The organism is Alistipes sp. (assembly GCF_048465635.1).
Classification (GTDB): Bacteria; Bacteroidota; Bacteroidia; order Bacteroidales; family Rikenellaceae; genus Alistipes.
In genome coordinates, this window is record NZ_DBFWLF010000013.1 from 130,909 (window position 1) to 156,279 (window position 25,371).

Annotated in this window: 17 protein-coding genes and 1 tRNA gene; 6 read left to right on the forward strand and 12 right to left on the reverse strand. The window is 60.8% G+C overall.

Going from position 1 to position 25,371, the window contains the following annotated elements:
- The first annotated feature begins 18 nt into the window (after positions 1-18).
- The 5 genes from coaD to ACMO9O_RS05470 all read left to right on the forward strand — a co-directional run bounded on the left by coaD (position 19) and on the right by ACMO9O_RS05470 (position 3,855).
- A complete protein-coding gene (gene coaD / locus ACMO9O_RS05450; RefSeq protein WP_418982696.1) occupies positions 19-489 on the forward strand; it encodes a pantetheine-phosphate adenylyltransferase in 471 nt (156 codons plus the stop codon).
- A 171-nt stretch (positions 490-660) separates the two neighbouring features.
- The gene (gene lpxD, locus ACMO9O_RS05455; protein ID WP_418982697.1) at positions 661-1,707 is read left to right on the forward strand and encodes a UDP-3-O-(3-hydroxymyristoyl)glucosamine N-acyltransferase; all 1,047 of its coding nucleotides are present in this window, start codon (positions 661-663) and stop codon (positions 1,705-1,707) included.
- Complete coding sequence (locus ACMO9O_RS05460) at positions 1,704-2,762, forward strand: thioredoxin-like domain-containing protein (RefSeq protein WP_418982698.1); 1,059 nt, start codon at positions 1,704-1,706, stop codon at positions 2,760-2,762. Before lpxD ends, ACMO9O_RS05460 begins: the two co-directional genes overlap by 4 nt.
- A 72-nt stretch (positions 2,763-2,834) precedes the next feature.
- Positions 2,835-3,452 (forward strand): crossover junction endodeoxyribonuclease RuvC, encoded by a 618-nt coding sequence (ruvC, locus tag ACMO9O_RS05465; RefSeq protein WP_418982699.1) that lies wholly within the window; start codon positions 2,835-2,837, stop codon positions 3,450-3,452.
- A 329-nt stretch (positions 3,453-3,781) separates the two neighbouring features.
- Positions 3,782-3,855, forward strand: a tRNA-Arg gene (locus ACMO9O_RS05470).
- Positions 3,856-4,007: 152 nt separating this feature from the next.
- Here the strand turns inward: ACMO9O_RS05470 and ACMO9O_RS05475 are convergent.
- The 4 genes from ACMO9O_RS05475 to ACMO9O_RS05490 are packed head-to-tail and all read right to left on the reverse strand — an operon-like array spanning position 4,008 to position 8,517.
- Positions 4,008-5,015 (reverse strand): L-rhamnose/proton symporter RhaT, encoded by a 1,008-nt coding sequence (locus tag ACMO9O_RS05475; RefSeq protein WP_418982700.1) that lies wholly within the window; start codon positions 5,013-5,015, stop codon positions 4,008-4,010.
- A gap of 4 nt (positions 5,016-5,019) precedes the next feature.
- Complete coding sequence (locus ACMO9O_RS05480) at positions 5,020-5,451, reverse strand: hypothetical protein (protein WP_418982701.1); 432 nt, start codon at positions 5,449-5,451, stop codon at positions 5,020-5,022.
- 11 nt (positions 5,452-5,462) lie between these two features.
- Complete coding sequence (locus ACMO9O_RS05485) at positions 5,463-7,601, reverse strand: pyruvate formate lyase family protein (protein WP_418982702.1); 2,139 nt, start codon at positions 7,599-7,601, stop codon at positions 5,463-5,465.
- Between the two features lie 10 nt (positions 7,602-7,611).
- Entirely contained in the window at positions 7,612-8,517 is a 906-nt protein-coding gene (locus ACMO9O_RS05490; RefSeq protein WP_418982703.1) for a glycyl-radical enzyme activating protein, read from the reverse strand.
- A 113-nt stretch (positions 8,518-8,630) separates the two neighbouring features.
- Here ACMO9O_RS05490 and ACMO9O_RS05495 point away from each other — a divergent pair, with 113 nt between their 5' ends.
- Positions 8,631-9,473 carry an AraC family transcriptional regulator gene (locus ACMO9O_RS05495; protein WP_418982704.1) on the forward strand — a complete coding sequence of 281 codons (843 nt, stop codon included), beginning with the start codon at positions 8,631-8,633 and terminating at the stop codon, positions 9,471-9,473.
- Here the strand turns inward: ACMO9O_RS05495 and ACMO9O_RS05500 are convergent.
- The 8 genes from ACMO9O_RS05500 to ACMO9O_RS05535 all read right to left on the reverse strand — a co-directional run bounded on the left by ACMO9O_RS05500 (position 9,454) and on the right by ACMO9O_RS05535 (position 25,368).
- Entirely contained in the window at positions 9,454-10,332 is an 879-nt protein-coding gene (locus ACMO9O_RS05500) for a glycerophosphodiester phosphodiesterase (RefSeq protein ID WP_418982705.1), read from the reverse strand. The two genes, ACMO9O_RS05495 and ACMO9O_RS05500, sit on opposite strands and share 20 nt — an antisense overlap.
- A 63-nt stretch (positions 10,333-10,395) precedes the next feature.
- Positions 10,396-11,106 (reverse strand): DUF3823 domain-containing protein, encoded by a 711-nt coding sequence (locus ACMO9O_RS05505; RefSeq protein WP_418982706.1) that lies wholly within the window; start codon positions 11,104-11,106, stop codon positions 10,396-10,398.
- A gap of 17 nt (positions 11,107-11,123) precedes the next feature.
- Positions 11,124-13,016, reverse strand: coding sequence for a RagB/SusD family nutrient uptake outer membrane protein (locus ACMO9O_RS05510; RefSeq protein ID WP_418982707.1), 1,893 nt, complete (start codon positions 13,014-13,016; stop codon positions 11,124-11,126).
- A gap of 18 nt (positions 13,017-13,034) precedes the next feature.
- Complete coding sequence (locus ACMO9O_RS05515) at positions 13,035-16,199, reverse strand: SusC/RagA family TonB-linked outer membrane protein (RefSeq protein ID WP_418982708.1); 3,165 nt, start codon at positions 16,197-16,199, stop codon at positions 13,035-13,037.
- Positions 16,200-16,503: 304 nt separating this feature from the next.
- A complete protein-coding gene (locus ACMO9O_RS05520) occupies positions 16,504-19,650 on the reverse strand; it encodes an alpha-mannosidase (RefSeq protein WP_418982709.1) in 3,147 nt (1,048 codons plus the stop codon).
- Complete coding sequence (locus ACMO9O_RS05525) at positions 19,647-21,623, reverse strand: glycoside hydrolase family 172 protein (RefSeq protein ID WP_418982710.1); 1,977 nt, start codon at positions 21,621-21,623, stop codon at positions 19,647-19,649. Before ACMO9O_RS05525 ends, ACMO9O_RS05520 begins: the two co-directional genes overlap by 4 nt.
- Positions 21,624-21,647: 24 nt before the next feature.
- Complete coding sequence (locus ACMO9O_RS05530; protein WP_418982711.1) at positions 21,648-23,609, reverse strand: heparinase II/III domain-containing protein; 1,962 nt, start codon at positions 23,607-23,609, stop codon at positions 21,648-21,650.
- Between the two features lie 4 nt (positions 23,610-23,613).
- Positions 23,614-25,368, reverse strand: coding sequence for a hypothetical protein (locus ACMO9O_RS05535; protein ID WP_418982712.1), 1,755 nt, complete (start codon positions 25,366-25,368; stop codon positions 23,614-23,616).
- Positions 25,369-25,371: the final 3 nt, after the last annotated feature.

The following is a 25,371-nucleotide window of genomic DNA, read 5'->3' on the forward strand; positions in this document are numbered from 1 at the left end:
TTTCTACCTTTGTCCGATATGGAACGAATTGCCATCTTCCCCGGGTCGTTCGACCCGTTCACGCGCGGCCACGCCGCGCTGGTCGACGAAGCGCTCAACCTCTTCGACCGCGTGGTCATCGGCATCGGCAACAACACCTCCAAGCAGGGGTTGCTGAGCGTGGAGAACCGCCAGCGGCTCATCGACGACGTCTATGCCGCCGAGCCGCGGGTCGAGGCGCGCATCTACACGGGGCTGACGGGCGAATTCGCCGAGACGGTCGGGGCCTGCGCCATCATCCGCGGCGTGAGGAACACGACCGACTTCGAATACGAGCGTACGATGGAGGCCACCAACCACCGCATCTATCCCGAAATCACCACGGTGATGCTCTTCACCCCCGCTCCCGTGGCCGACATCTCGTCGTCGACCGTGCGCGAGGTGCTCTCGTTCGGCCGCTCGGTGGAGGAGTTCCTGCCCCGGGGGATCGACATCAACGAATACCTTTAACCCTATGACAACCGCTTCCGCACCGCTGCCCGCCGTCCCGGCCGTTTCGTTCGGCTCGCCGGACGCCGCGCCGCGCCGGGGTTCCTTCCCGTGCGGACCGTGCCGTACCTGCCGGACGGACCGGTCCCGCCGGACGAAACGCCGTGCCGGAAGCCTCTAAACCAAACCGATATGATGGAATTCACTGCCGAAATGATCGCCGGCTTCCTGGGCGGACGGATCGAAGGCGACCCGCAGGTCAGGGTCCATACCGTCTCCTCGATCGAAGAGGGACAGGCCGGATCGCTGGCCTACCTCTCCAACCCCAAGTACGAACCCTACCTCTACACCACCCGTTCGAGCATCGTGCTCGTGGACAACTCCTTCACCCCCGCGCAGCCCGTGGCGGCCACGCTGATCCATGTGGAGGATGCGGCCCAGTGCGTACTCCGACTGCTCGAAATGTACAACGCCGCCAAGACCCGCCGCACGGGCATCAGCGACAAGGCCCACATCTCGGCGCAGGCCAGCGTGGGCGACGAGTGCTACGTGGGCGAGTTCGCCGTCATCGAACAGGACGTGCGGATCGGCCGCGGCTGCCAGATCTACCCGCAGGTCTACATCGGCGCGGGAGTCACCGTCGGCGAGGGTACGATCCTCTACCCGGGGGTCAAAATCTACGAGGGCTGCCGCATCGGCGCCCGCTGTATCCTGCACGCCGGGGCGGTCATCGGGGCGGACGGCTTCGGCTTCATGCCCAACGCCGCTGGGGGCTTCGACAAGATTCCCCAGCTGGGCAACGTGGTGATCGAGGACGACGTGGAGATCGGGGCCAACACCTGCATCGACCGCGCCAAGACCGATTCGACGGTCATCTGCCGCGGCGTGAAGCTCGACAACCTCATCCAGATCGGCCACAACGTCCGCATCGGCGAGCACACCGTCTCCTCGGCGCAGACCGGCATCGCCGGCACGTCGAAGGTGGGCAGCAACTGCTTCCTCGCGGGGCAGGTCGGCATCGCCGACCACGTAACCATCGGCGACAGAGTGAAGGTCGGCTCGAAGAGCGGCATCGACAAGAACGTCCCCGACGACGAGATACGGTTCGGCTACCCGGCGCTTCCGGGCATGCAGTACCACCGTTCGGCCACCGTGTTCAAGCGGCTGCCCGAGCTGGCCCGCCAGGTCGGCGAGCTGGAAAAAGAGATCGAAGCACTCAAAAAACAATTCGAAAAATGAAAAACATCCTGATTCTGGCCGCCGCGGCCGCACTGTGCAGCTGCGCCGGCAAAAATGCCTACACCATCCAGGGGAACGTCGCCGGAGCCACCGGAACGGCCTACCTGTTCGACCAGCAGCAGAAGCTGCTCGACTCCGCGGCCATCGACAACGGCACGTTCCGCTTCAAGGGCACGGCCGACACGCCCGAAGTGCGCTACATCACCGACTCGCGCGGCGACGTTCCGGCCACGTTCTCGGCCCTGCTGATCGTCGAGCCGGGTACGATCACCGTCGCCGACAACCCCGATCAACCCAAGCGCAAGATCGCCACGGGTACGCCTTCGAACGACGCCAGCGCTGCCTACAACAAGGCCGGCGACGCGCTGGTAGCCGAGTACCGCAACGCCGAAACCACGCCGGAGCGCCGCGAAGCGATCGAAAAGGAGTACGACGAGCTGACCCGCAAAGCGGTCGAGACCAACCGCGACAACTATTTCGGTGCGATCCTGCTCGCTCAGAGCCTGGGCTACGACCTTTCGGGGCAGGAACTGCTGGATGAAATCGCCCTCTTCTCGCCCGAGATGCAGCAGACCGAGCTGCTCACCAAGCTCAAGACCAGCGCCGAGCAGAAGCTCAAGACCGAAGTCGGACAGCCCTACATGGACATCATCCAGAACAACGCCGACGGGGAGGCCGTGTCGCTGAAATCCGTCGTCGAGAACCCGGCCAACAAGTACACGCTGGTAGACTTCTGGGCTTCGTGGTGCGGACCCTGCATGGGTGAGGTTCCCCACCTGAAGAAGACCTACGACGAATTCCACAAGAAGGGCTTCGAAATCTACGGCGTCTCGTTCGACAAGGACCGCGAAGCGTGGCTCGGAGCCATCGACCAGAACGGCATGGGCTGGGTGCACGTCAGCGAGCTGAACGGCTTCGACAACCAGGCCGCCAAGGAGTACGCCGTACAGGGTATCCCGTCGAACTTCCTGATCGACGCTCAGGGTGTGATCGTCGCTTCGAACCTGCGCGGCGAAGCGCTCTACGAGAAGATCAACGAACTGCTGGGCAAATAGGTCCGGCATCGGAAGACGCCCCTACGGTCCGATTCGCCGTCCGCAGGGGCGTCTTTTCGAAAACTTTCCAGCATGGAGGCCTCGGAGAAATACCGCATTATGGGCATCGACCCCGGCACGAACTACATGGGTTACGGCGTGCTGGAGGTCGAGGGACGTACGGTCCGTTCGGTCGTGCTGGGCGAGATCGACCTGCACAAACTTCCCGACCCCTACGCCAAGCTGCGCCGCATCTTCGAACGCGTGGGCGCACTGGTGGACGAGTATTGTCCGCGCGAAGTGGCACTCGAATCGCCTTTTTTCGGCGAGAACGTGCAGTCGATGCTCAAGCTGGGCCGGGCGCAGGGCGTGGCGATGGCCGCCGCGCTGAGCCGCGGCGTGCCCGTAGCCGAGTATGCCCCCATGCGCATCAAACAGGCCATCACCGGCCGCGGATCGGCCCCCAAGGAGCAGGTCGCGGCGATCGTTTGCCGCCTGCTTACCATCGACACCCCGCCCCGGCGGCTGGACGCCACCGACGGCATGGCCGTAGCCCTCTGCCACTACTTTACCTCGTCCAACCCGCTCGATGCCGCGCTGGGCGAGGATCGGGTCAAAGGGCTTGGCGGCGGCAAGAAAGCCGCCTCGAAGGGCGGCTCGCAAACCTGGGAAAAATTCCTGCACGACCATCCCGACCGGAAGGTGAAGTGACGGCGGCAGCCCCACCCGGAATACTTTTTTCTCTTTCTTGCCTTGCCCTGCTCTACCCGTCTTTCCTATCCCCTCCTGCCGTCTTGTCCTACTCGACTGCTACGCCCTCCGATCCAGCCTTTTATTAGGTCGCGTCATGCTTCGTCCGGCCTATTTCTTCCTCTTCCTGCCCGATTTGCAACTCAGCTGCCGCTGCCTAATCAGTCCATAAACCTTTCATAATAAGCATTATGCAGTCCAGGCCGATATGGGTTCCGTATTTTCCGTAAAAAATTTTCGGAATAATTTGCGCAATTCGGATTTTTGCCCTACATTTGCACCTGCAATTCGGCGCCGTAGCTTAATTGAATAGAGCATCTGACTACGGATCAGAAGGTTACAGGTTTGAGTCCTGTCGGCGTCACAAAGAAAGAGAGTCCAAAAGACTCTCTTTCTTGCGTTTAGGGCGATCGTCGGAAACGGCGATCGTTTTTTCGTGGCCTATGGAAGCCAATATCCGGATATTAGATTCGAGCGAGAAGACGATGATCCCACACGAACGCTGCCACAATATGTTTATCTGCTGAAAGCAACGATAAAGACGCCGGCCAGCAGGCACGCCAGTCCGAGCCACATCATCCGCCGCGATGCAGGGGAAGCGTCGCGCCATTCGCCCGAGAAAAGTCCGGCAAGATTGCCCGTCAGAATTGCCAGCGACTGCATCAGCGCCCAGCCGACCGACGTTCCGGCGTCGCCGAGCAAACTGCCGCCCATGCCGTAAAACATCATGCTCAAGTACCAAAGCACCCCGGCCAGTATGGCCCAAACCCAGTTTACCCATCGGCTTCCGCGGTACAGCACGCCTGTTTTCCTGTTCAGCAAGAGGTAGATGCAGTAGCCTGCGTTCACCAGGCATCCGGCCGTCAGCGCGATGCTCCAGACGGCATTGGATGTATACATGGGAGCGGCTCCGGCGGCGAGCGCCTGCCGCTGCAGCGGCGCCCCGAAGACAAAGGCGAAATTGACCATCGGACTGAGCACCCCGGCCAGCAGGCAGACCAGCAGCCCCTTTGCAAAGCCCGCTCCGGCCTCCGCTTTGCGGGTTCGGCCATCGCGTTCCTTCCGGCTTCCGGCAAGCGAATAAAAGACAATGCCGAGGACGATCATCACCACTCCGGCGATCAGCCGGATTCCCAACGAAGTCAGCAGCTCGCCCGGATCACGCAGGACGACGGGCATCAGCGTCCCGATCACATTGGTCAGGCCGAGCATGACGGGCATGCTCAGACCGACCCCCAGCAGGTCGATGCCCCGCCCGAAAAGAATTGCCCCGACACCCCAGATCAGACCGAAAAACCCCACGACGGCCACCGTCCGAGGTTCCGAAGCATAGACGCCCGAAAGTCCGGGAACGGTCATTGCGGCAACGATCCACGGCGCAGCGACAAGAGCCACGACGCTCCATATCAGCCAGTTGTTTTCCCATTTCCAGGTGCGGTTCCGGTTGAAAGGGACCGCAAAACAACCGGAAAACAAGCCACCCACCGCAATCAGCGACAGTCCGGCCAGATAATTCGTCTCCATCATGCTACTCTTCCCTCCACACTTTGGCGACCGTTTCCCGCAGGGAGGCAATCTGCTCCGCCGAGAGGTCGTAGAACTCGAAATCACCGAGATGCGTGTTGCTGTTCTCCACAATCAGGACCCGGCTGCCGGGCTGCATCGCAATCTTGTGCCACACCCCGCGGCGGATGTTGTAGGCCCGCACAGGCTGCATATCGACGGCCTCGCAAACGACCCGCCCATCACGGATTTGTGCGCCGATGAGCGCCGCACGGCCGTCAAGCAACACGAAAACCTCGTCGGTTAGGTGGTGGACGTCGAGTTTTACGATGCTCTCCAATGCCTCTTCCGGCGCATAGTTCAGGAAGGCGACCTGCCATTTGTCTCCGATCAGGAACGGGGCATAGCCCGTCCCGGCGTAATCATACGCATCGATTAGCTTCAGGGTTTCCATCATCTGTTTTGTGGTTAATTTTCCAGAATACGGTCGACGACCAACTGCCGGAACCGGGGCGACAGCATGGAGAAATAGGCCGTGAAGCCCGTCACGCGCACGACCAGTTCGGGATATTTATCCGGATTTTCGTGCGCGGCGAGCACGGTCTGCTTATCCATGACGTTCACGTTCACCAGCGTTCCGCCCATTTTAAAGTGGGTGCGGAGGATTGCGCCGATCAGTTCGACATTATCCTCTCGGGCCAGCGATGGGTCGATCTCCCACTGCATCGGAGCCGTATTGCCGTAACCGGGCTGAATCCGGGCGATGCAGGCCGCCAGCGAGAGCGACGCATCGTCGAGGGCGAAACCGGGCACGGGGTTGGCGCCGTGGGAGATGGGCGTTGCGGCCTTGCGGCCGTTCGGGGTCGCGCCGACCGCAAGGCCGAAACCGACCGTGTTGGCCCACGAGAAGAAGCCCGGAATGAAGATGCGACGCGCTTCGGGTTCCGACTCCCGCCGCACGGCCGAAACGAAGGCATCCCTTACACGCAGGGCCCACGTTTCGCCGAGGGAGTTTTCCTGTCCGTAGCGCGGCGAAGATTGCAGCAGTTTGCGGACCGCTACGCCGCCCTCGCCGTCGAAATCCTCGCGCAGGTGGCGGGCGACCTCTTCCCACGTCAGACGGCCCTCCCGCTCGATGCGCTGTTCGAGGGCGGCAAACGAATCCGCGACGACGGCCAGACCTGCCCCGTCGATCGATAGGTTGTAATAGTGCGCCCCGCCGTCCGAGGCGTCCCGCCCTTTCTCCAGCGGCCCGTGGCTCAGCAGGTTGAGCAGCAACTCGGGTTCGTTGTATTTCTGGTATTTGAGGTGGTGGCGGATACCTTCGGCCGCCGTATGGACGGCGATGCCAAGATGCCGTTCGAACCGCTGCCAGAGCAGTTTGGTCGAGGGCTTCGCCTCCGCAGCCGACAACTCGTCGTAGGCGACTTCGAAGACCTTCGCCATGTTGACTTTCACCAGGTCGTTCATCGTATATTCGAGGCCCGGCAGCGACATCCAGTTACAGCCGACGGCGATCCTGCGCCGGGCCAGTTCGGCGCTGAAGCCGTTGCGCATGAAACCCTCGACCAGGGCCTTGTCGCCCGAGAAGCGGGGCCAGCCATTTTTGTAGCGGATCAGGCAGGCGACCGCCGTACGGAACAGTGCGGGATCGAGCCCGTCGTGGACCCGCACGGTGATATTGAGCGAGGTGTCGATCTTCCCGGCAGCCTCCAGCACTAGAAAGGAGATCGGCGAAGTCTGGTCGCGGCCCGTCTCGTCGGGACCGCCCAACTGCCAGTAGACCGGATCGTTGATCAGCAGGCAGGCGAGGTAATAAACAGCCTCGTCATCGGTCAGCCCGCGCGCTTTGTCGTGCTCGTAATAGGGTCTGAGCAGGGCGTCGATCTGAGCGCCCGCACCGTCGCGGTTATACGTCCGCGAAGCGAGGTGATACCAGATGATCCACTGGCACGCTTCGCGCAGGGTTTCGGGCGGACGGCTGAGGATACGGCGGTTGGTCCGCGCCATGGCCAGCAGATTGTCGCGCCGCACGGCATCGGGTTCTACGGCCGCCAGGCGCTGCGCCTCGGCAATGTGGCGTTCGATCCATCCCTGCACGCTCCGGACAGCCCGCTCGTGGAGATCGTAAAAATGTTGCTGTTCGGGCGCGGGATTCCGTTTCCGGCAGGCGGCGATCTTGTCCAGCAAACCGCCCCACCCCAATTCGAGGCCCAGTCGGTAGTCCGGGGCAAAGTGGGCGTCGTCGCCGATGCCGCAGATAATGTCGTAACGGGCAATATCGGCTTTCAGATGGTCGTAGGGATACGCCGGATTCCACTTGTTGGGGCGCATCTTGGACATGAAATACATCCACCGTCCGGCAAAAGCGTCGTCGGGGTCGACGTAGACCGGATGCACGGCCATCAGGCTGCAAAAATTGTCGGTCCAGGCGTCGAAACCGTAGAACGATCCGTCCGGGTGGTTGGGCCGAATATTCCAAAGGCCCTTCGGGGGCACGATCCGTCCGTAGTCGTCTTCGTCGAGCAGGCCCTCCTGCTCGATCTTATCGCGCGTCTGCTGCAGTTTTCGGGCACGCAGGTTGGCGAGTTTCTGGTCGTAATTCATCTGTTCAGGCTTATTTGACAGTTATTCCGGTCCGGGCGGCGACAGTCCGGAGGCTCTCCAGCCGCTCCGGCTGGAGAGGTTCCGCCGCAGGCATCGGATTCTCCATGCCCAGTCCGGTAAATTTGTCGGTTCCGAGCGTGTGGAACCCGAGCAATTCGTAATAGAGCAGGCTCCCGATCCCTTTCAACCGGTCGCAGATCGCCTCGATCGCTTCGGGCGTATCGTTCACCCCCGGCACGACGGGCGTGCGAACGATCAGCGGGACGCTGCGCTGCCCGAGCAGCTGCAGGTTCGCAAGGGTCCGAGCGTTCGACATCCCGGTCCAGCGGCGGTGCATGCCGTCGTCGGTAACCTTCAGGTCGCACATCCACCAATCGACCAGCGGCAGCAGCTCCTCGATCAACTCAGCAGGCACGGAAAGGTTGGTTTCGAGGGCCGTCGAAATCCGCTCAGCCCGGCAGCGCCGCAGGAGCTCCCGGACAAAGGCGGGTTGCAGCAGCGGTTCGCCGCCGGAGAGGGTCACACCGCCGCCCGACTCCTCGAAAAAGGGAATATCGCGCTGCAGGTCCTGCATCAGGCGTTCCACCGAAACCGGCTTCCCAACGAGATTCATCGCCCGTGCAGGGCAGACGTCGGCACACCGTCCGCAGGCGTCGCACCGCTCCCGGTCGAAACCAAGGACCCCGTTTTCCAGCCGCACGGCTCCCGAATCGCAAACGGCCGCGCAGGCGCCGCAGGCGATGCACCGTTCGCCGATGCGTTCGACCTGCGCTTCGCGCCGCCACGTTTCGGGATTATGACACCACCGGCAACGGAAATTGCACCCCTTCAGAAACACCGTCGTGCGGATGCCCGGCCCGTCGTGGATCGACATCCGCTGCACCCGGGTCACCATACCTGTCACCGTATTCTCCATTCCAACCACGTCTTACCGTATTTTTTAACAGCAAACAATCGTTTTAATTCTTCTGTGCCGATTTTTTGGTTCTCTCGCAAATAATCCGTAACATTGTAAAAACCCGCAAACCCATGGACATTCCCGTTTTCGAACTCTCCGGCTTTCTCCACCCGGGCGAAACATTCCATATGGTCCGTGTCAACATCGTCTCGCGGCAGGATCTCTCCGTCCACTCGCACGATTACGCCGAGCTGCTCTGGATCGAAAAAGGCTCGGGGTATCACCTGGTCAACGGCGAACGCCAGCGTATCGGGCCGGGAGACCTGATCATGATCCGTCCGCAGGACGCCCATACGTACGCGGCATCGCCTAAGAGCGGGGGAATCACCCTGATTAACATTGCGTTCCCCGTCGAAACGCTGCACCACTTCCACGAACGTTATTTTCCGGGCAGCACCCACTATTTCTGGTCGGCAGGACCAATGCCCTACCGCATACAACTACCGGCTGAAATCCTGCATCAGATCTCGGCGCATGCGGAAGAGACGATGGGCCATCCGCGCAACAACATCGAACTCGACAGCCTGCTGCTGTCCGTGTTCCGGCAAATAACCCTCTACGAGGCCCTGTCCACCCCGGCCAACATCCCGGTCTGGCTCGTACACGCCATTCAGGAATACACGACGTCCGACCTGTTCTGCCGGGGCTGCGCCGGATTCGTAGCTCTGTGCGGCCGGAACGGCGATTATGTCAACCGGACCGTGCGGCTCCATTTCGGCAAGTCGCTGACCGAACTGATCAACGAACTCAAAATGCGTTACGCGGCCACCCAACTCATCATCACCAACATGCCCATCAAGGAGATCAGTTCCAACTGCGGATTTCCCAACCTGGGGCACTTCTACAAAATCTTCAAATCGCTCTACAACCAGACGCCCAAAAAATACCGGAGGCTCAATCAGACGATGTTCTGACCCACTCCCCGGGCAGGCGATCGGGACGGTCGGTAATCACGCCGTCGGCGCCCAAGGCGCCCAGACGCCGCATCTCTTCGGTTTTATTGACGGTCCAATAGTAGACCGAAATTCCCTTGCGGCGGGCCGTCCGCACGATGGAGGGGCGGTCGAGGCGGTTCTTGCCCGAGCGGAGCGGAAGCAGCATCGAACGGTGTTTTCCGCCCCACAGAAAGCCGAGGCCCAGCTTGCTCATCATCACGAAACGCCGGATGTGGCGGCGTCCCATAGCCGTCTGCACCCGGCCCTGTGAGGCTCTCCTGAAATGCCGGATAATCCGGTCGTCGAAGGCCGAAACCAGCACCCGCTCCTCCATCGCCGTACGACGGAGCAGCGCGGCCAGTTTTTCGGCGCAGCGCAGCCCCTCTTGGCCCTCGCCCTTGATCTCGATGAACATGCGTTTGACGGCCCCGTATTTCGACAGCACCTCTTCCAGCGTCGTGACAGGGACCTTCCGGTCGCGGTAGGGATAGTTCTTTTCAAGCCCGGCGAACTTCGCCCCGAAGTTGAAGCGGCCCAGCTCTTCGAGCGTAAAAGCGATGATGAGCCCTTCGCCGTCGCTCGTACGTTGGAGCGTGTCGTCGTGGTGGGTCACCAGCACGCTGTCAGCCGTCAGCCGGACATCCATTTCAAGCATGTCGACACCCAGCGCCACGGCTCCGTCGAAGGCCACCATGGTATTTTCGGGAAACAGATGCTTGCACCCGCCGTGGGCCACGACGAACGGAGCCTCCTTCTCCGCACGGAGAAAGGGGTTTCCGGCCGAGGCGGAGACCGGGCCGCACGACAGCACGGCCAAAACCAACAAAATGCGCTTCATACCGATTGACGGATGCCGGGGAAAGCGGATTCGCTCCGCCTCCCCCGGCATTGATCCGGGCAATTACCGGAACGTTATCTTCTTGGGATGCGTCATCAACATCGGCGAAATACCGTTCATCTGAACGGCCACCCGTCCGAAGACGTAGTTCTGGGAGGCGGGGAGCTTCGAGCTGTTGACCGCAGGTCCCGAGAATACGACGTTGTCGAGGCTTCCGCCGGGATTGTTCTGCGTGTTGAGCGTATGCCAGTTGATCTGCGAGCCCTGGTAGAGGTATGCCGTCTTGCCGACGTACTCGCGCATGATGTTCACCGTCTTGGCCTCCGCCGGATCGGTCACGATCTGCCGGATGGAGCAGGTGCATTCCAGTTTGTCGTCCGCGGCGTTGTACTTATACTTCACGTTCTCGATCGTATAGTAGGGCGTCACCTCGATATCCATCGCCTTATCGCCCCGGATTTGCAGCAGGACGGTATCCTGCTCGACCAGGAACGGGCGGGCCGACTTGGGAATGACCATCTTGTAGTCGCCGTCGAAAAGCATCTGCGAGAAAGTTCCGTCGATATTGACATTCACGCGGATGGCCTCCTTCAACTGCCAGTCGCCCTGCTCCCATAGTTCGATATAGACCTCGTTGTAGCCGAAGCCGAGCTGCTCGCCGTCATAGAGGATGCGGCCGTAAAAGCGCGAACCGGGTTCGTCGTAGTTATCGTATTCGCACGCGGCGAAGGTCATCGCCAGGGTGCATAGGGCCAAATAAACTAACTTTTTCATAATCGGTCTGTGTTTCATTACTGGTTGGGCTGTTTGACGATTTGGGGATTATTGCTCAGGATCGTGGTGTTGATCTGCGAGTAATAATTGCCGATCCGGAACTGGTGCGCGGCAGTCACATGGCTGGGTTTACGCACCGTGAAAACCCACTTGCCGTCGACGGGCTGGCCGGGGGCATACACCTTCAGCGGCCAGAGTCCCAGGCACTGCGTATTGACGGCATCGGCTGCTGCGGGATCGCTCGGCGTCTCGTTCATGTTCTGGCCGTTCCACACCAGGTGGGCCAGGCGCCAGCGCTTCATATCCCAAAATTCGTGGCCCTCGAAGGCCAGCTCGACCTTGCGTTCGTGGACGATTCTCTCGAAGGTGATGTCCGCATCGACCAGCTTCCGGGTGAAGCCCGCACGCTCGCGCAGACGCGAGAGGTATTGCGCGGCCAGCCCCTTCTGGTTGAGTTCGAAGGCGGCCTCGGCGGCGTTCAGCAGCACCTCGCCGAAACGGTAGCGGATGAACCACACTTCGCTGCCCGTCTTCTCGTCGCCCGAACCGGCTTTGGGGTCGTTGTACTTGCGGACGTAGAAACCCGTATGGGTATTGAACTCGGCGGCTTCGCACGGACCGTCCTTGCCGACGACCTGCACTTTCTCGCTCGTACCGGGCAGCGTGCCTTCGGCTCCGGGGGCGTTGCCGCTCACGAGCTGGCCCGAGAGCGTCACATAGCCCGCCCAGATGTCGACCGGCGTACCCCGGAACGAACTGCCGGGAAGGATCACCGTGCCGGCGAGGCGCGCATCGCGCCCGGCGAACACATCGCCCGGTTTGTCGTAGAATACCGGATTGGAGAGCGTTCCGATCTTCAGCGGTTCGATCCTGTTGCCGTCGAGCAGTTCGTACATCTGCACGAGGTTGAGCGTGGCGCACAGCGAACCGTTGTAGCGCGGATATTCGCTCATCGACTGCGGGAGGCTGTAAACCGTATAGTTGTGAATCTTGTTGGGCGAAAGGAAATCCTTCACGAAAATGGCCTCGGTGTTGGCGTCCGACTTGTCGAGAAACAGCGAAGCGAAGTTGTCGGCAAGGTCGGAGGGATTTTTCTGATAGAGATCGTAGAGATTGTCGGTCATGATCTCCTGCGCCGACTTGAGGGCGATGTCGTAGTAATATTCGGCTTTTTCGGACGGAATACCCACGATGTCGCCGGGAAGCGTCACCTCGGGCGTACGGAGCGCACCGTATCGGGCGATCGAACCCGCATAGAGGGCGGCACGCGAACGCATCGCCAGTGCTGCGGCTTTCGTGGCGCGCGACTTGACCGAAGCATCGTTCGGCAGCAGGGTTTTGATCTCCTCGCACTCCTTGAGCACGAAATCGTAGATCTCGTACTCGGGATTGCGCGGCCGGTAGAGGTAGGTCACGTCGCCGCTGTAATCGTATTGCAGGGGATCGGTGATCAGCGGCACGCCGCCCATCCGTTTGGCCATGGCGAAGTAGTAGGCCGCACGCAGGAAACGCACCTCGCCCATGAGCCGTTCGCGGCTGTTTTTCGCAAAGACCGACGCATCGGCCTGCGCGCACTTCTCGAGGAAGAGGTTCATGTGACGCACGTAGCCATAGTCCCACGAAGCCTGCTCGCCATAGCCCCACGTCGCATTCTGGTGACGCTTGCGGTCGACGGCGTTGGAGCAGTAGGCCTCGTCCAGGTCGCAGAACGAATACCATTTTTCGACGGTCTGGTAGTCCGCATAGCGGGAATAGAGGTCGGATACCAGGCCCATGATCAGCGCCTCGTTCTTCCAGACATCGTCGTCCACGAAGATATCGGTCGGCGACTTGGTCAGAAAATGTTCGTCGCCATTGCAGCCCGTGAAGAGCAGCAGGACAGCCAACAGGAATATATTGAAGTTTTTCATCAGGATTCGGTTTTAAAGTTAGAACGTCAGGTTTGCACCGATATTGACCACCCGGTTCTGAGGATACTGCATACCGTTACGGTCGGAAATCTCGGGATCGACACCGTACTTCTTCACATTGTCGATGGAGAAGAGGTTGTAGGTGTTCACGTAGACACGCACCTTCTGGATACGGACCGCGGCAAGCCACTTCTTAGGCAGCGTGTAGCCCACTTCGAGCGAGCGGAGGCGGAACGCCACGACGTTGGTGGTCCAATAGTCGAGGTTGCGGTTCCAGGAAACGTACTCGCGGGCCGTAAAACGCAGGGCGGGAACCTCGCCGGGAATCCAGGGGCTGTTGGCGTCGAACGGGTCCTCGTGCCGCCAGCGGTTCTTGTACTGGGTGTCGTACACCAGCGTACGGCCGTTCTGGAACGGCCAGCGGGTTTCCCAGTTGGGCGTAAAGGCATAGCCTGCGGCCAGCGAGAAATCGGCAGACAGGTCGATGCCCTTCCAGTCGAAACCGAAGGTGAGACCGCCGTTGATGATCGGCTGCGGAGCGACCGAGGAGTTGTCCTGATAGGCAATCGGACGTTCGTCTTGCGAGTCGATGCGACCGTCGCCGTTGACATCCTCGACGATGAAATCGCCGGGCAGCAGCGTGGTGTTGCCCTTGCCGTCGATGTTGACCGGATAGTTGTTGATCTCGTCCTGTGTCTGGAAAACGCCGATCGTATTGTAGCCCCAGTTCACATAGGTATAGCGGCCTTCCTGCCCGTTGCGGTAGCGCTGGAGCGAGTTGGCGAAGCGTTCGTTGTAGACCGAGACCATCTTGCGGCGGGCATACGAAATGTTGGCGCCGACCTGGAAGCCCAGCTTCCCGAAACGGTTGCGGTAGTTGAGCGCGACCTCGAAACCGTAGTGCGCATCGGCGTTCAGGTTCTCGTTGGCCAGCGAATAACCCACCTCGCTCGGGAGCACCAGGTCGTTACGCTTTGCCAGCAGACCCGTACGCTTGCGGTAAAAGTAATCGAAACTGCCGTAGAGTTTGCCGCCGAAGAATCCGAAGTCGAGTCCGACGTTGGTGAAGTGATTCTTCATCCAGCTTACGTTGGTAACCGGCTCGCCGCGGGGACGAATGCCCACGACGGGCTCCCCGTCGAGGATGCTGACCGAACTATTGTTGTTGTATCCGGCCACGTAGTCGTAATCGCCGCCCACGGCGTCGTCGCCGACCACTCCGTACGAAGCGCGGATCTTCAGGTCGCTCAGCACGTCCGATTTGACGTTGTTCTTGAAGAAAGGCTCCTGCGTGATGCGCCATGCGCCCGAAATCGAGGGGAAGAAGCTCCAGCGCTTGGTCGAAATGAATTTCCACGAAGCATCGTAACGGCCCGAAAACTCTATGTAATACCGGTTGTCGTAGTTGTAGTTCACACGGGCGACGTAACCCACGCGGGCCTGCGGCTTGTCGGTGGCCGTATAGCCCTTCAGGTCGCCGAACATGATGATCGGAATGACGTTGTTGTTGGGCGAGGCCTTCACCAGTTCGTCGGTCGTGCGGTAGGTCGTGCGCTCGTTGGCCACCATGGCGCTGACGGTGTGTTTTTCGGCGAACGTCCGGTTGTAGTTGACCATGAACTGCAACATGGTGTTGAACACCTTCTTGTGGGTCTGCTCGCGGTTGGCGGTAGCGTTGACGGCCTTTTTCTCATACGTATCCTTGTCGCTGTTGTAGGTGTAGGCGTCGTAGGCATATTCGAAGTTGTCGATCACGTTGTCGGCCATCTGGTACGAGTAGGTTACGCGGGCCGTCAGCCCCGGTACGAAGTAAGATTTGTACTCGGCGAACATGTTGGCCTGCATCACGCGCAGGTCGTATTTGTAGTAACCCGAATTTTCGTAGTTGATTCCGGCCCAGTTCGCCTCGGGAACCTGCGTCGCGCTGATATACATCGGGTTGTCGTTGGCATAGGGACGCTCGGTCGGCAGCAGGTTCAACAGGGCGTTGCGGGGCTGCCAGTAGTCGTCGGGGTCGGCGCCCGAAACGGCGGGATTGCGTTTCGAGTCGATGCGTCCGCTCAGGTTGACGCCGGCGCGCATCCGCTTGCCGATGTTGGTTTCGAAGTTGCTCTGGACGTTCGAACGCTGGTAGTTATAGTCGCGGAAAGCGGCATCCTGGCTCATATGCGACACCGAAACGTAGTATTTGGTCGCCTTGCCGCCACCGGAAATGTTGGCATTGATCGACGCCTGGGGCGCATTTCGCTGCACGATATAGTTATACCAGTCGAAACTCTGGTAGCCCTTCTCCGTGCCGGCGCGCCATTTCTCCAGCTCCTCGGGCGTGACGGTCGGGGTCTGGCCCTGATTCACCAGGCCTTCGGTCTGGGCCAGCATCCATTCGTAGGCGTTGGTCCCGCGCGGGAAGCGCGTCCAGTTCTGCCAGCCGTAATACATATTGACGTTGATGCGCGCCGGCGTATTCTCCTGACCGCGTTTGGTGGTCACCAACACCACGCCGTTACCGGCACGCAAGCCGTAGATGGCCGCCGAAGCGTCCTTCAGCACCGAGATGGACTCGATGTCGTTCGGGGCCAGCTGGTCGAATGCTCCCTTGTCCTGGGGAACGCCGTCGATGACGAAGAGCGGATCGGCGCCGAAGTTACGCACCTGGATCGTCGCCCCGGCGCCCGGACGGCCGTCGGCCTGCCGGAACGAAAGACCCGGCAGTTTGCCCGAAAGCATGGCGCTGGTCGTCGCGCTGTGCACACGGTCGAGGTCGCTGTCGCCCACCGAGGCGACGGCGCCCGTGATCGACGCACGTTTCTGCGCGCCGTAACCCACAACCACTACGTCGTTGAGCATGTTGGACATCTCGGAAAGAGTCGCATCGACCGTCGTGCGCGCCCCGACCTTCTCCGTGACCGTATAATAGCCCAGGTAGGAGAACTGCAACGCATCGCCGCTGCCTACCTCGCCGATCATATACCGGCCCTCGGTGTCGGTCACAGCGCCCCGCTGTGTACCCTTTACGATTACGGAGGCTCCGACCACGGGATCGCCTTTTTCATCGACGACCGTACCGACGACACTCTTTCCGGCCTGGGGGGGGGTCGCGGGTTGCCCCTGGACGGCCTGTGTCCAGACCGCTGCAAGCAGGAACACGCTCCACAAACTGATTTTAGTAGTAAAAGTTTTCATAAGCATTCATTTAATCAAGGTTGGTTTTTTTTCGGATAAAAATCGGGCATTGGGATTTCGGCTGCATGTCCAAGCATGCCTTTTTCACATAATCATCCTTTTTTGAGTGTTCGAATAAATGGCAAATGAGTTATCTGGTATTGCTTTACTATGCTGTGCTGTGCTGAATTTAAGTTAAAGATAAAGGATTATATTTTCAATAAAAACGCAAACAGCCGGAATGTCGGATTAGCGTAAATTTTCCCGTCCGCAACAGAAAAAAAAGAGACCGGCTTCGTTGCAAGCCGGTCTCTTCGGGCTGGGCCTAAGGCAAAGCCCGTATTTCATTGAGGGGCGACAGGCTATCGTTCCGATTGTCCGACACGGTAACGGCGAATACGGCCACGTTGCGGTCTTTGGGCAACACGAGCTCCCTGGCCCCACCCTCAACGGGCAGGGCGATTTTATACATGTATGTAAAGAGATAAGGCTCGTTTCCGCGTTCCGCGCTGTGGCGATGGGAGCCGACATAAGCCAGGTCGCCGTCTTTCACATAACTCTCCGCTCCGTCGTGTCCCCACTGCCCGAAAAAGCCCGAATAATAGGGAACCGTGCGGCGGAACGATTTGCCGTCGACGGTAAACTCCGCGTCACGATCCCCGTCGAGCGATGCTGCGAGCAGATAAACCCGGCTGTAATTTCCCTGCGGCAGCGCGATGCGCTGGCCATCGCACTTCACGACATTCCGACGCTCCACGTCGTTCGTCACCCGGAACGCAACCCCCTCGGAGACAATATTTTCGGGAACGAGTTCGGCGGCATACGAATTTCCCTTCCCGTCGAGGTTTCCCTGCCGGTTGAACGCATCCACCGTGAAGGCGTAGTCGTTGCAGGGCAGATCGACCTCCTCAGACGAAGGCGCCTCCAGCCGGATGTCGCTTGCACGTAACTTCACCAGATAGGTCGACGGTGCGAAACGACCGCAGGAAACGATCAGACGATTCCCGTCGAACCGGGCTTCCGACTGACGTTCTTCGACCCCGTTGAGCACGCAGGCGGCTTCGATCGGCGCAGCGAAACGGATTTTGGCCTGCTCCACCGGCCTGCCGGTCATTTCATTCAGACGCAGGACATATCCGCTGCCGTCCTCGGCCTGCTTGAGGGCCTTTACGGCCAGCTGAGGCGTCGAAACCGACAGGAACGAGAACTCGCGTCCCAGATGACCCCCATGTTTGGGCGCTTCGTAGGCCGCCAGCGGCTGGTTGAGCGATTCGGCTTTCGGGGCGATGCCTCCGGCAACAGGATCGCCCGCATGACCGACGATCGAGTAGGTGAAGAGATGGCGGCCAATATCCTGCCGCGCCTGGTATTTATAATGGCGGCCGGGCATAGGCGTATGGAGCAGCGTAAGGCGCAGCGTACCATCGTCGGGTTTATCCCAGCCGTACTTGCAGTCGTTCATCACCGCCACGCCGTACGAACCGTCCCGGTCGGTCAGGTCGGCCCACTGCTGGGCGTAGACTTCATAGGCCGTCTGCGTATTGTTGCCGCGGCGGATATACCCCAAACCAAGGTCGTAGGCCGCTTCGGGATTGGAAACCGACATCGGGAACTCGGCTTTGAGCAGCGCGTTTTCGCTCCGCCAGTCCACCTCGTTGCGAACGTCGATGCGGTCGTCGGCCGCGCCGTCCGTCAGGCTGACATACTGCACGAAGGAGCTTTTCCCGTGGCGGCGGCTTATACGCAGCGTGGCGCGCACGGGGCCCTGCTCCACGACCGAAATCTCGACATCGTCCGCAACGGCTTCGGGCACGCGGTCGATCGTCTCCTTCCAGATCTCCCAGGCAGGCCAGTCGGTCGACCTGTTTTCGGTGAACATCGCCAGCCGGAAAGCCTTGCCCGGCTGCACCAGTTCGCGGCCCGAACGTTTGTCGACGACGGAAGCAATATCGCCGTTGGCATCGAGCGTCAACCGATAGATTCGGTTTTCGAGGCTGTTGGCCGTTACTTTCAGCGACGACCGGTCGGCCGAACCCTGCATGCGCACATCGTAAACGGCATAACCGACCGCCCCGACCTCGGCGGCAAAGGCGATGCGCGCCTTGCCGTCGCCGTAACCGAGCAACTGGGCCGGGACCCGTTTGCCGCGCGGCGACCACACCGATACGGCGCGGGGCTGCGAGGCCGCGGCAATCCCGACCTCGACGATCTCCCGGCGGGCAGCGGCCACCGGGTTATAGACCACCACAGGCGTTCCCTTCACCCGGGTGTCCAGCGCGCGGGAAACGCCGCCCGAAGCCGAAGCCGCGAGGTTGGCGAACTTGTCCTGCGCGATCAGTTCGTCGTTCCACGAGAAAGTATAGGCGCGCGGGATGCTCGTCCCCGTCAGGTCGTCGTGGAACTGATGCCAGATAAACCGGCGCCACTCGGTGCGCAGCTCTTCGGCGGGATAGGCCGCGGCCCCCAGCCAGTCGGCCATGACCGAGGCGCGCTCGGCGGCGTCGGCAAGCTGTTCGTTGCGGCGGTTGAAGCGTTTCATCGCCGCCTGGGAGGTGTAGCAGCCCGTCGCATGGACATCCATGAGCAGTTCGCCGTCGTAGACGGGCAGTTCGGGATGCTTGTCGAACGGATAGTAGTCTTCGTACATCTGTCCGGCGCGGGCGCTTACGATCTCCAGCGGGCCGTCGCCCCGGACGCCCTTCTCGAGAGAGACCAGCGTGGGGATCGTCGGCGAACCGCCGCGGTCGCCGACCCCGTAATAACGGTAGGCCGTGTTGTCCACCCCGCTTTCGGCCAGCGCCAAGATGCCCTTGTCACGGCTCATGTCGCGGCCATCCCAGCGCGTATTGTAGTCGTTCGCATTCAGGGCCGCCATCAGGTGCGAGCCGTCAATGCCCTGCCAGAGCCCGATCGAAAAGGGGACTTTCGCCTCTCCGTAAAACGGGTGCTTGCGCCACTGGAGTTTCTGGGTCGAGAATCCGATCAGACCCGCATGTGCGGCAATCGTCGGAAGCGTATAGCCGAACCCGAAGCAGTCGGGCAGGAAAATGTCGTTCGACTGCACGCCGAACTCCTCGCGGTAGAACTGCTGTCCGAGAAGGATGTTGCGGAAGAACGACTCGGGCGAAGGGATATTGGGATCCGTGGCGTCCCACGTGCTGCCGCAGACGTTCCAGCGACCTTTGCGGACCCACTCCTTCAGCCGGCCGTACAACTCGGGATAATACTCCTTCATCCAGCTGTACTTGATGCCTCCCTCGAAGTTGAAAACATAGTCGGGATAGCGTTCCAGCAGCCAGAAATTCTGAACCAGCGTATTGCGGACGTAGACGTCGATCGAGGTCTGCACGTCCCAGTTCCACTGCGAATCGAAATGCGCATTGGAAACCATATAGGCCTTGTACTCTTTCTGCGCATAAAGCCCCTGCGCGAAAGCGCACAGAACGGCGCAAAGAATCGATATCTTTCTCATGGCTGCTCGGGAATCTTTTCCAGGTAAATGTTGGCAAATTCGAACTCCGACCGGTAATTGTTCCCGCGGATCTGGAACGAAACCGAATTGGTCTGCGGCGTCAGCACGATGTCTCCGGCATAGAACCGCGGCACGAGCTTCTCGGCGTCGCCCTTCGAGCTGCGCCAGCCGGAGAGCATCCCCTGCCGCTGCCAGACGGAAAATTCCGCGCCATTGGTCTTTTCGTAGTAGTCGAAATAGACCCGGTAGCGCCCTTCGGGAACGTCTTCGAGCAGGACGCGCACCAGTCCCGTGCCGCGCGAAGAGACGGTCATCCCGCGCGGAAAATCGCCGAAACGCACCTGGGCGTTATTGCCCAGCGACAGGCGCATCGCCTGTGGATAGAACGTATGTTTGTCGGGGAGATAGACCGTGCGCAGGCTTTGCGTCGGCTCCATGCACTCCGCAGCGGGCGTTTCGCCGTAGAAGAAAGCCACCGAGGTATAATCCACCGGATACTCGTTGCCCGAGGGGCCGTGCTCGATACCCATGTAAAACTCACGTTCGAACGAGAGTTTGTCGTTCATGTAGAACCGGTAGCCGCCCGTGCGCGCCATGGGCAGCGAATAGTCGAGCGAACCGTGCAGCGGCCGACTCACGCCGCGGTCCCAGCGGTCGAGCATGGCGTACCAGCCGCCGTTGTAATAATCCTCCGAACCCGTGCCGTGGAGGCGCATCCTGCCGTCCATATAGGTCGAATCGTCGCCCTCGAAGAAACCGGTCATCTCGGCCCGGAAGCCCTGCGCCTGATGCACCGTACCTACGTAATGGCCGCGGCCCTCCTTCGAGAGGAATTGGTAGTATGCGCCCTTGGCGGGGTTGATTTCGCGGCGCCAGGCCGTATAGAGGCGCCCCTCGGTGCGGGGGTCGCGGGCGCGGTCGTTGACCCAAACCCGGGTGGTCACCTGGATCGGATTCTGGCGGACCCCTTCGCGGACCACGTAACGGAGTTTCAGTTCGCTGCGGCTGTCGAACGGCGCGGGCAGGTAGCAGTAGTTGACATCGCCGCGGCAACCGATCAGCATGCTGCGCATGGCTTTCTTGCCGAAGGCATAGCCGAAGAAATCGGCCAGCGGCGCATGAATCGCCGGACGCGTGTCGTCGTCCCAGCGGGCGCAAAGCAGCACATCGCGGTTGAAACCCTCGAACGAGGCTCCGCCGTCGATCTCGAAACCCGCGATGCGTCCGCCCTTCTGCTGCTCGAAGAAAACGGTTTCATCGCCGGGCAGCAGCGTGAAGCGCTTCTCCACGAGGCTCACCCCTTCGGACTGTCCGACGGCGTAATCGGTGCAGGCCGGCGAAATCTCCGACCATACCCGGCACACCGAAGCGAGCATGTCGCGGTCCTCGGGGGAGAACTCCCCGGTCCACGTCTTCACGTCGTAACCCGGCAGGCTGCGGTACTGAATCTGGTGGAACATGATCTTTTTGCCGCAAAAGACGATCTTGCACGACTTGGCATAGGGGATCGGCACGTAGCAGTAATAACCGCCGATTTCATTGGCGCACAAAGGCTTCAGGAAGGGGTATACCTTTCCCGAGAAGAGGTCCGAGAACCGGATGCGCAGGCCGGGCGTCTTTTCGCCGTCGAAGTAAAACTCCAGCATGTCGTCGGTAGGCGTCGGGGTCCAGATGCGCTGGATGACGCCGGGACCTTCCAGTTCGGCCAGCACGAGGTTGTCGCCCTCCTTGCGGATGTAGGAGTATTTTCCGGCGAACCCGTCCTCGTTGCCGCCCGTAGGGTCATAGCTGGAGACCTGCTCCACCATACCGTCGCGGTAGAGGGGCAGCCGGTCGACGCGTTTGAGCAGTTCGACCTCCGAGGCCCAGCTGTAAGGTTTCAGTACGGTCGTTTTTTTCTTCGCGGCCGCAACGTTCCCGCCCGGCAATGCCAGCAAACCGATAAGCGCCAGCAGCGATAAACATTTTTTCATTTTGTCGAGTAGTAGTTGTGGTGATTACTGATTGATCTTCCATCGTGCGTCGATCGTCATGCTCCGGCCCGTCACCCGGACGATCACCGGATAAGCCGGCTGCACGGGACGCTTCTCGCTCCCGGATGCGGTTTTCACCCCGGGGTTGGTCGGGGGAATGCCCGAAGCCTCGCCCACGAAGACCTCCACGGGGGCCGAAGCGTCGATCCGCACCTCGGCATCGGCCGTACGGAGCACGAACCCCTTTTTGAAGGCATAGCGTTCGACCTCGCGGATGCGGGCATAAGGCTCCTCGCCGAATGTCGCCGCACCGAGGCTTTTGCCGCTCAGCACGGGCCGCTCGTTGAACAACAGCACGTAGTCGTAGCGATGCTCCTGTTCCGATTCGCAGACGAAGCGGTCGGCGAGCGCCGCCCCTTTCAGCGTCAGCCGGCGCGACATCTCCACGCCGGGGTAAACCTCGTCGGCCCGGGCGCTGACCGTGCCCCCGTCGGGCCGCGCTTCGAATCCGACGAACTGCCCCGCCACCTCCCGCTGGTCGCGTCCGTCGACCGTCACCGTATTATGGGCCAGCGTCTTGCGATACCATTTCGTATAGTCGGGAGCGCCGTAGGCCGAAGTTCCGAAATCGGAAACCAGCTCTTTCCGGCCGTTGTGCACCGAGATCGAGAGCTTGTCGGGATGCCCGTGGCCGCCCCCGTGCGGACCGTACTTCAGCACGACGGTCGCGGCGGGACTTCGCAGCAGGGCGAATCCGGCATCTTCGAAGCGATAACTCTCCTGCCGCATCGGCTCCGTGGCGGGAGCGATCGGCTCGGGATTGAGCAAGGCATAACCGCTGCTCCGTCGGGCATGGCGGTAGCACTGGGCCAGCACACTGCGGAAAAGCGGATCGCGGAAGCGGGCATACGCCGCTTCGAACAGGCCCGCCTGCGCGATGAGCGACTCGCCGTACCAGCCGTCGTTGTGCGCCGGGAAGGTCAGGTCGGGATAGACGCCCCACACCGGAGAGGCGAACATGTTGTACAATTGCCGGTCGTACAGGTCGATATTGCGGCATCGCACGGCATCGGCGGTCATCACGATAGCTCCCAGGGGATAGAAATGGTAGATCGGCGAACCTTCGTTCCACCACCCGTCCGCGTAGACGTGTTTTGCCATCAGCGTCCGGTAGCCGCACTGCGGATCGTCGAGCGCCACGCGAATCAGGCTGTCGTCGCGCAGAGCCACGGCCAGTGCCGTCAGGCCGCAGTTGTGCCATACCTGCCAGTTACCGCCGTCGCGGCGGCGCAGCAGCAGGTCAGCCCCCTGCCGGAAGAGGTCGCGTTCGATTTTCTGCTGCTGGGCTTCGGTCAGCGTCCCGCGGACGGCAACATATGCCCGGGCGGCGGAACTGAACCAGACCGATTCGTCGAGGCTTTGTCCGAACATTTTGCCGCTGTGCGCCTCGGAGGGTTTGCGCCAGACGTCGTGCACCATGTAACCGGGGTACATGTTCGAATAATCGAGCAGCATATCGCGGATATACTCCGCATAACGGGTTTCGTCCGTAACCAGATAGAGGTACATGCAGTTGGTCAGAAAACTCAGGTTGCTCGCATGCACGAAGTTCACCCAGCCCCAGTTGTAGCGGTTCACGCCCCGGTACTCCCGATCGCAGGCAGCGCAATAGTGGGCCGTGGGATGGTCCCAGCGGAACGAGAAGGTAACATTGTGGATCGGACAAACGTAGAAGTGGCCGTGGCCGGCTTCCAGCGTGGGGACCTCCATGTCGTGTTTCAGACGCTCGTCGACACCGCGGCGCATGGACTCCACGATCCGCCTGCTCCACTCGGTTTTCGCCGACTCGCGCAGGCGGGCAACATCGTCGGGGGAGAAGAAGTAGTATTCATCCGGAGCGCCCGGTCGGGGCGTATCCTGCCCGTAAGCGGCCGTACCGAGAAGAAACAGTCCGGCGGCAACGAGGTATTTCAACGATAAACGCATCCTGTTATTTTTTTGATAAACTTTTCCAATCGCCCGAGAAATAGGCTTTGTTCAACTGCGCCAGCAGGTCGGCGCGCTGCTCCCGGAGAAACCGGTCTTCGAGATCGCGGTAGAGATAATATTGCAGCCAATAGCCCTTGTGGTATCTCTCCCGCAGGGACGCCGCCTGCTTCAGTTTGGCGTACCACGAGGTATTGAGCCCATACCCCTCGGCTACCTTTACGGCCTGCTGCGCCTGCCGCCACAGGTTGTCGGCCATGCGCTGCATCAGCTTCGTATAGTCGCGGTAGCGGAATCCCGACACGTCGATCAGCTCGCAGCGGTCGTCGACGCCCAGCGCCTTTAGATCGACCGTCGTTTCGAACGCATGGTCGCCGTCGAGGTCGTATTCGATGCAGTCGAAGAACCCGTTTCCGTCCCGGTCGGTATAGCGCACCGTCGCAAAGCGCTCGGGGTCGCGGCGCTGCCAGAGGCGGTCCCAACCTTGATAAAAGCTCGTATTCTGGTCGATGCGCCAGATGCCGTTCTCGGCTCCGTAGAGGTGCAAACGGCCGTCGAAGCGGCTGATGTAGAGCCGTCCGCCGCCGGAGTTGTCCATGTCCCACTCACCGCGGTCGCCCGAAGGGTCGGCTTGGGAATGGTTGTCGAAACCGCCGCGGCTGCGCCCCACCTTGAAGGGGTCGAGGTTGTCGCAGAACTCCACGCGCTCCCAGCGTCCGCAGTCGTCATCCTCGTCGAAGACGAAGTTGACGCGGCTCCACTTCCCGCGCTTGAAGATCAAATCATAGGCATGTTCGTGATCGGTATAGACCAGCTCGGTCAGCTGCCGGAAACGGGGATCGGGGAAGAACCGGTCGGCCTCGGGCACTCCCCGCATGTTGCGGAGCGGATGGACCTGATCGCTGTAATCGAAGCCCTCGCCCTGGAATCCCAGCGTAAAGTCGAAATCGAACTCCTGTCCCGGGCGGTTGTCGTTGTCGAGATCGACGGCGATCGAAACCCAGTCGATGCGGCCCGTCAGCTGCATGTGGTCGCAGGTATTGGGCAGCCTGGGGTCCTTCATGTGCGGCGGGGAGTCCAGGAGGCGGATCGCCATTTCCGTCAAACCGTCCTTGTCGGGATCGTAGAAGAGGAACGGATTCTCCCAGTTGAACCGCAGATCGCCGATCTTGTCCGTCGAAGCGTGCATCTTCATAAAGGCGGTTTTGCCGCTGTAATCGGGGAAGAAATCGCAGATTCCCGACTTCTGCCAGCACTCCAGCCGGAACGTATTCCAGTCGATATAATTGAAAATATCGTCCTTGTCGGTATCCAGCACAATCATGTAATGACCGTTGGGCCACACCTCGTCGGTCGGTTTGAACGGGTATTCGGCGACCAGCTGCAGATCGGCCCGGCCGTCGCCGTCGAGATCGGCCCACTTGACGATAAGGTCGTAAACCCCGTCCCGGTTGCGGTCGACAAGCAGGCAGTCGTTGATGGTATCCCCTTCCAGGTCGCCGGGTCGCATGTTGCCGTCGTCGTCGAGCCAGAGCACGGGAATGTCCTTGTGGGTGACCGACCGGATCGCATCCGGCGTCCCGTCGCCGTTCAGGTCGAGGTATTCGGGCGTGAACCCCGCGGGCGGCGGGGGCAGCCGGAACGGCGAAATGGCGTTGTCCGAATTCCAGTAGGCGGCCGGGGTCTTCGCTTCGGTCCGGACTGCGAAGAGCAGCAGGGCCGCAGCCGCCAAGAGGCATTGCAAGATTCGAAGTTTCATAGG

What these genes read in the sequence shown, in the direction of transcription:
- coaD (WP_418982696.1), top strand. Translation starts at nt 19, where the DNA reads ATGGAACGAATTGCCATCTTCCCCGGGTCGTTCGACCCGTTCACGCGC.
- lpxD (WP_418982697.1), top strand. Translation starts at nt 661, where the DNA reads ATGATGGAATTCACTGCCGAAATGATCGCCGGCTTCCTGGGCGGACGG.
- ACMO9O_RS05460 (WP_418982698.1), top strand. Translation starts at nt 1,704, where the DNA reads ATGAAAAACATCCTGATTCTGGCCGCCGCGGCCGCACTGTGCAGCTGC.
- ruvC (WP_418982699.1), top strand. Translation starts at nt 2,835, where the DNA reads ATGGAGGCCTCGGAGAAATACCGCATTATGGGCATCGACCCCGGCACG.
- ACMO9O_RS05475 (WP_418982700.1), bottom strand. Translation starts at nt 5,015, where the DNA reads ATGGAGACGAATTATCTGGCCGGACTGTCGCTGATTGCGGTGGGTGGC.
- ACMO9O_RS05480 (WP_418982701.1), bottom strand. Translation starts at nt 5,451, where the DNA reads ATGATGGAAACCCTGAAGCTAATCGATGCGTATGATTACGCCGGGACG.
- ACMO9O_RS05485 (WP_418982702.1), bottom strand. Translation starts at nt 7,601, where the DNA reads ATGAATTACGACCAGAAACTCGCCAACCTGCGTGCCCGAAAACTGCAG.
- ACMO9O_RS05490 (WP_418982703.1), bottom strand. Translation starts at nt 8,517, where the DNA reads ATGGAGAATACGGTGACAGGTATGGTGACCCGGGTGCAGCGGATGTCG.
- ACMO9O_RS05495 (WP_418982704.1), top strand. Translation starts at nt 8,631, where the DNA reads ATGGACATTCCCGTTTTCGAACTCTCCGGCTTTCTCCACCCGGGCGAA.
- ACMO9O_RS05500 (WP_418982705.1), bottom strand. Translation starts at nt 10,332, where the DNA reads ATGAAGCGCATTTTGTTGGTTTTGGCCGTGCTGTCGTGCGGCCCGGTC.
- ACMO9O_RS05505 (WP_418982706.1), bottom strand. Translation starts at nt 11,106, where the DNA reads ATGAAAAAGTTAGTTTATTTGGCCCTATGCACCCTGGCGATGACCTTC.
- ACMO9O_RS05510 (WP_418982707.1), bottom strand. Translation starts at nt 13,016, where the DNA reads ATGAAAAACTTCAATATATTCCTGTTGGCTGTCCTGCTGCTCTTCACG.
- ACMO9O_RS05515 (WP_418982708.1), bottom strand. Translation starts at nt 16,199, where the DNA reads ATGAAAACTTTTACTACTAAAATCAGTTTGTGGAGCGTGTTCCTGCTT.
- ACMO9O_RS05520 (WP_418982709.1), bottom strand. Translation starts at nt 19,650, where the DNA reads ATGAGAAAGATATCGATTCTTTGCGCCGTTCTGTGCGCTTTCGCGCAG.
- ACMO9O_RS05525 (WP_418982710.1), bottom strand. Translation starts at nt 21,623, where the DNA reads ATGAAAAAATGTTTATCGCTGCTGGCGCTTATCGGTTTGCTGGCATTG.
- ACMO9O_RS05530 (WP_418982711.1), bottom strand. Translation starts at nt 23,609, where the DNA reads ATGCGTTTATCGTTGAAATACCTCGTTGCCGCCGGACTGTTTCTTCTC.
- ACMO9O_RS05535 (WP_418982712.1), bottom strand. Translation starts at nt 25,368, where the DNA reads ATGAAACTTCGAATCTTGCAATGCCTCTTGGCGGCTGCGGCCCTGCTG.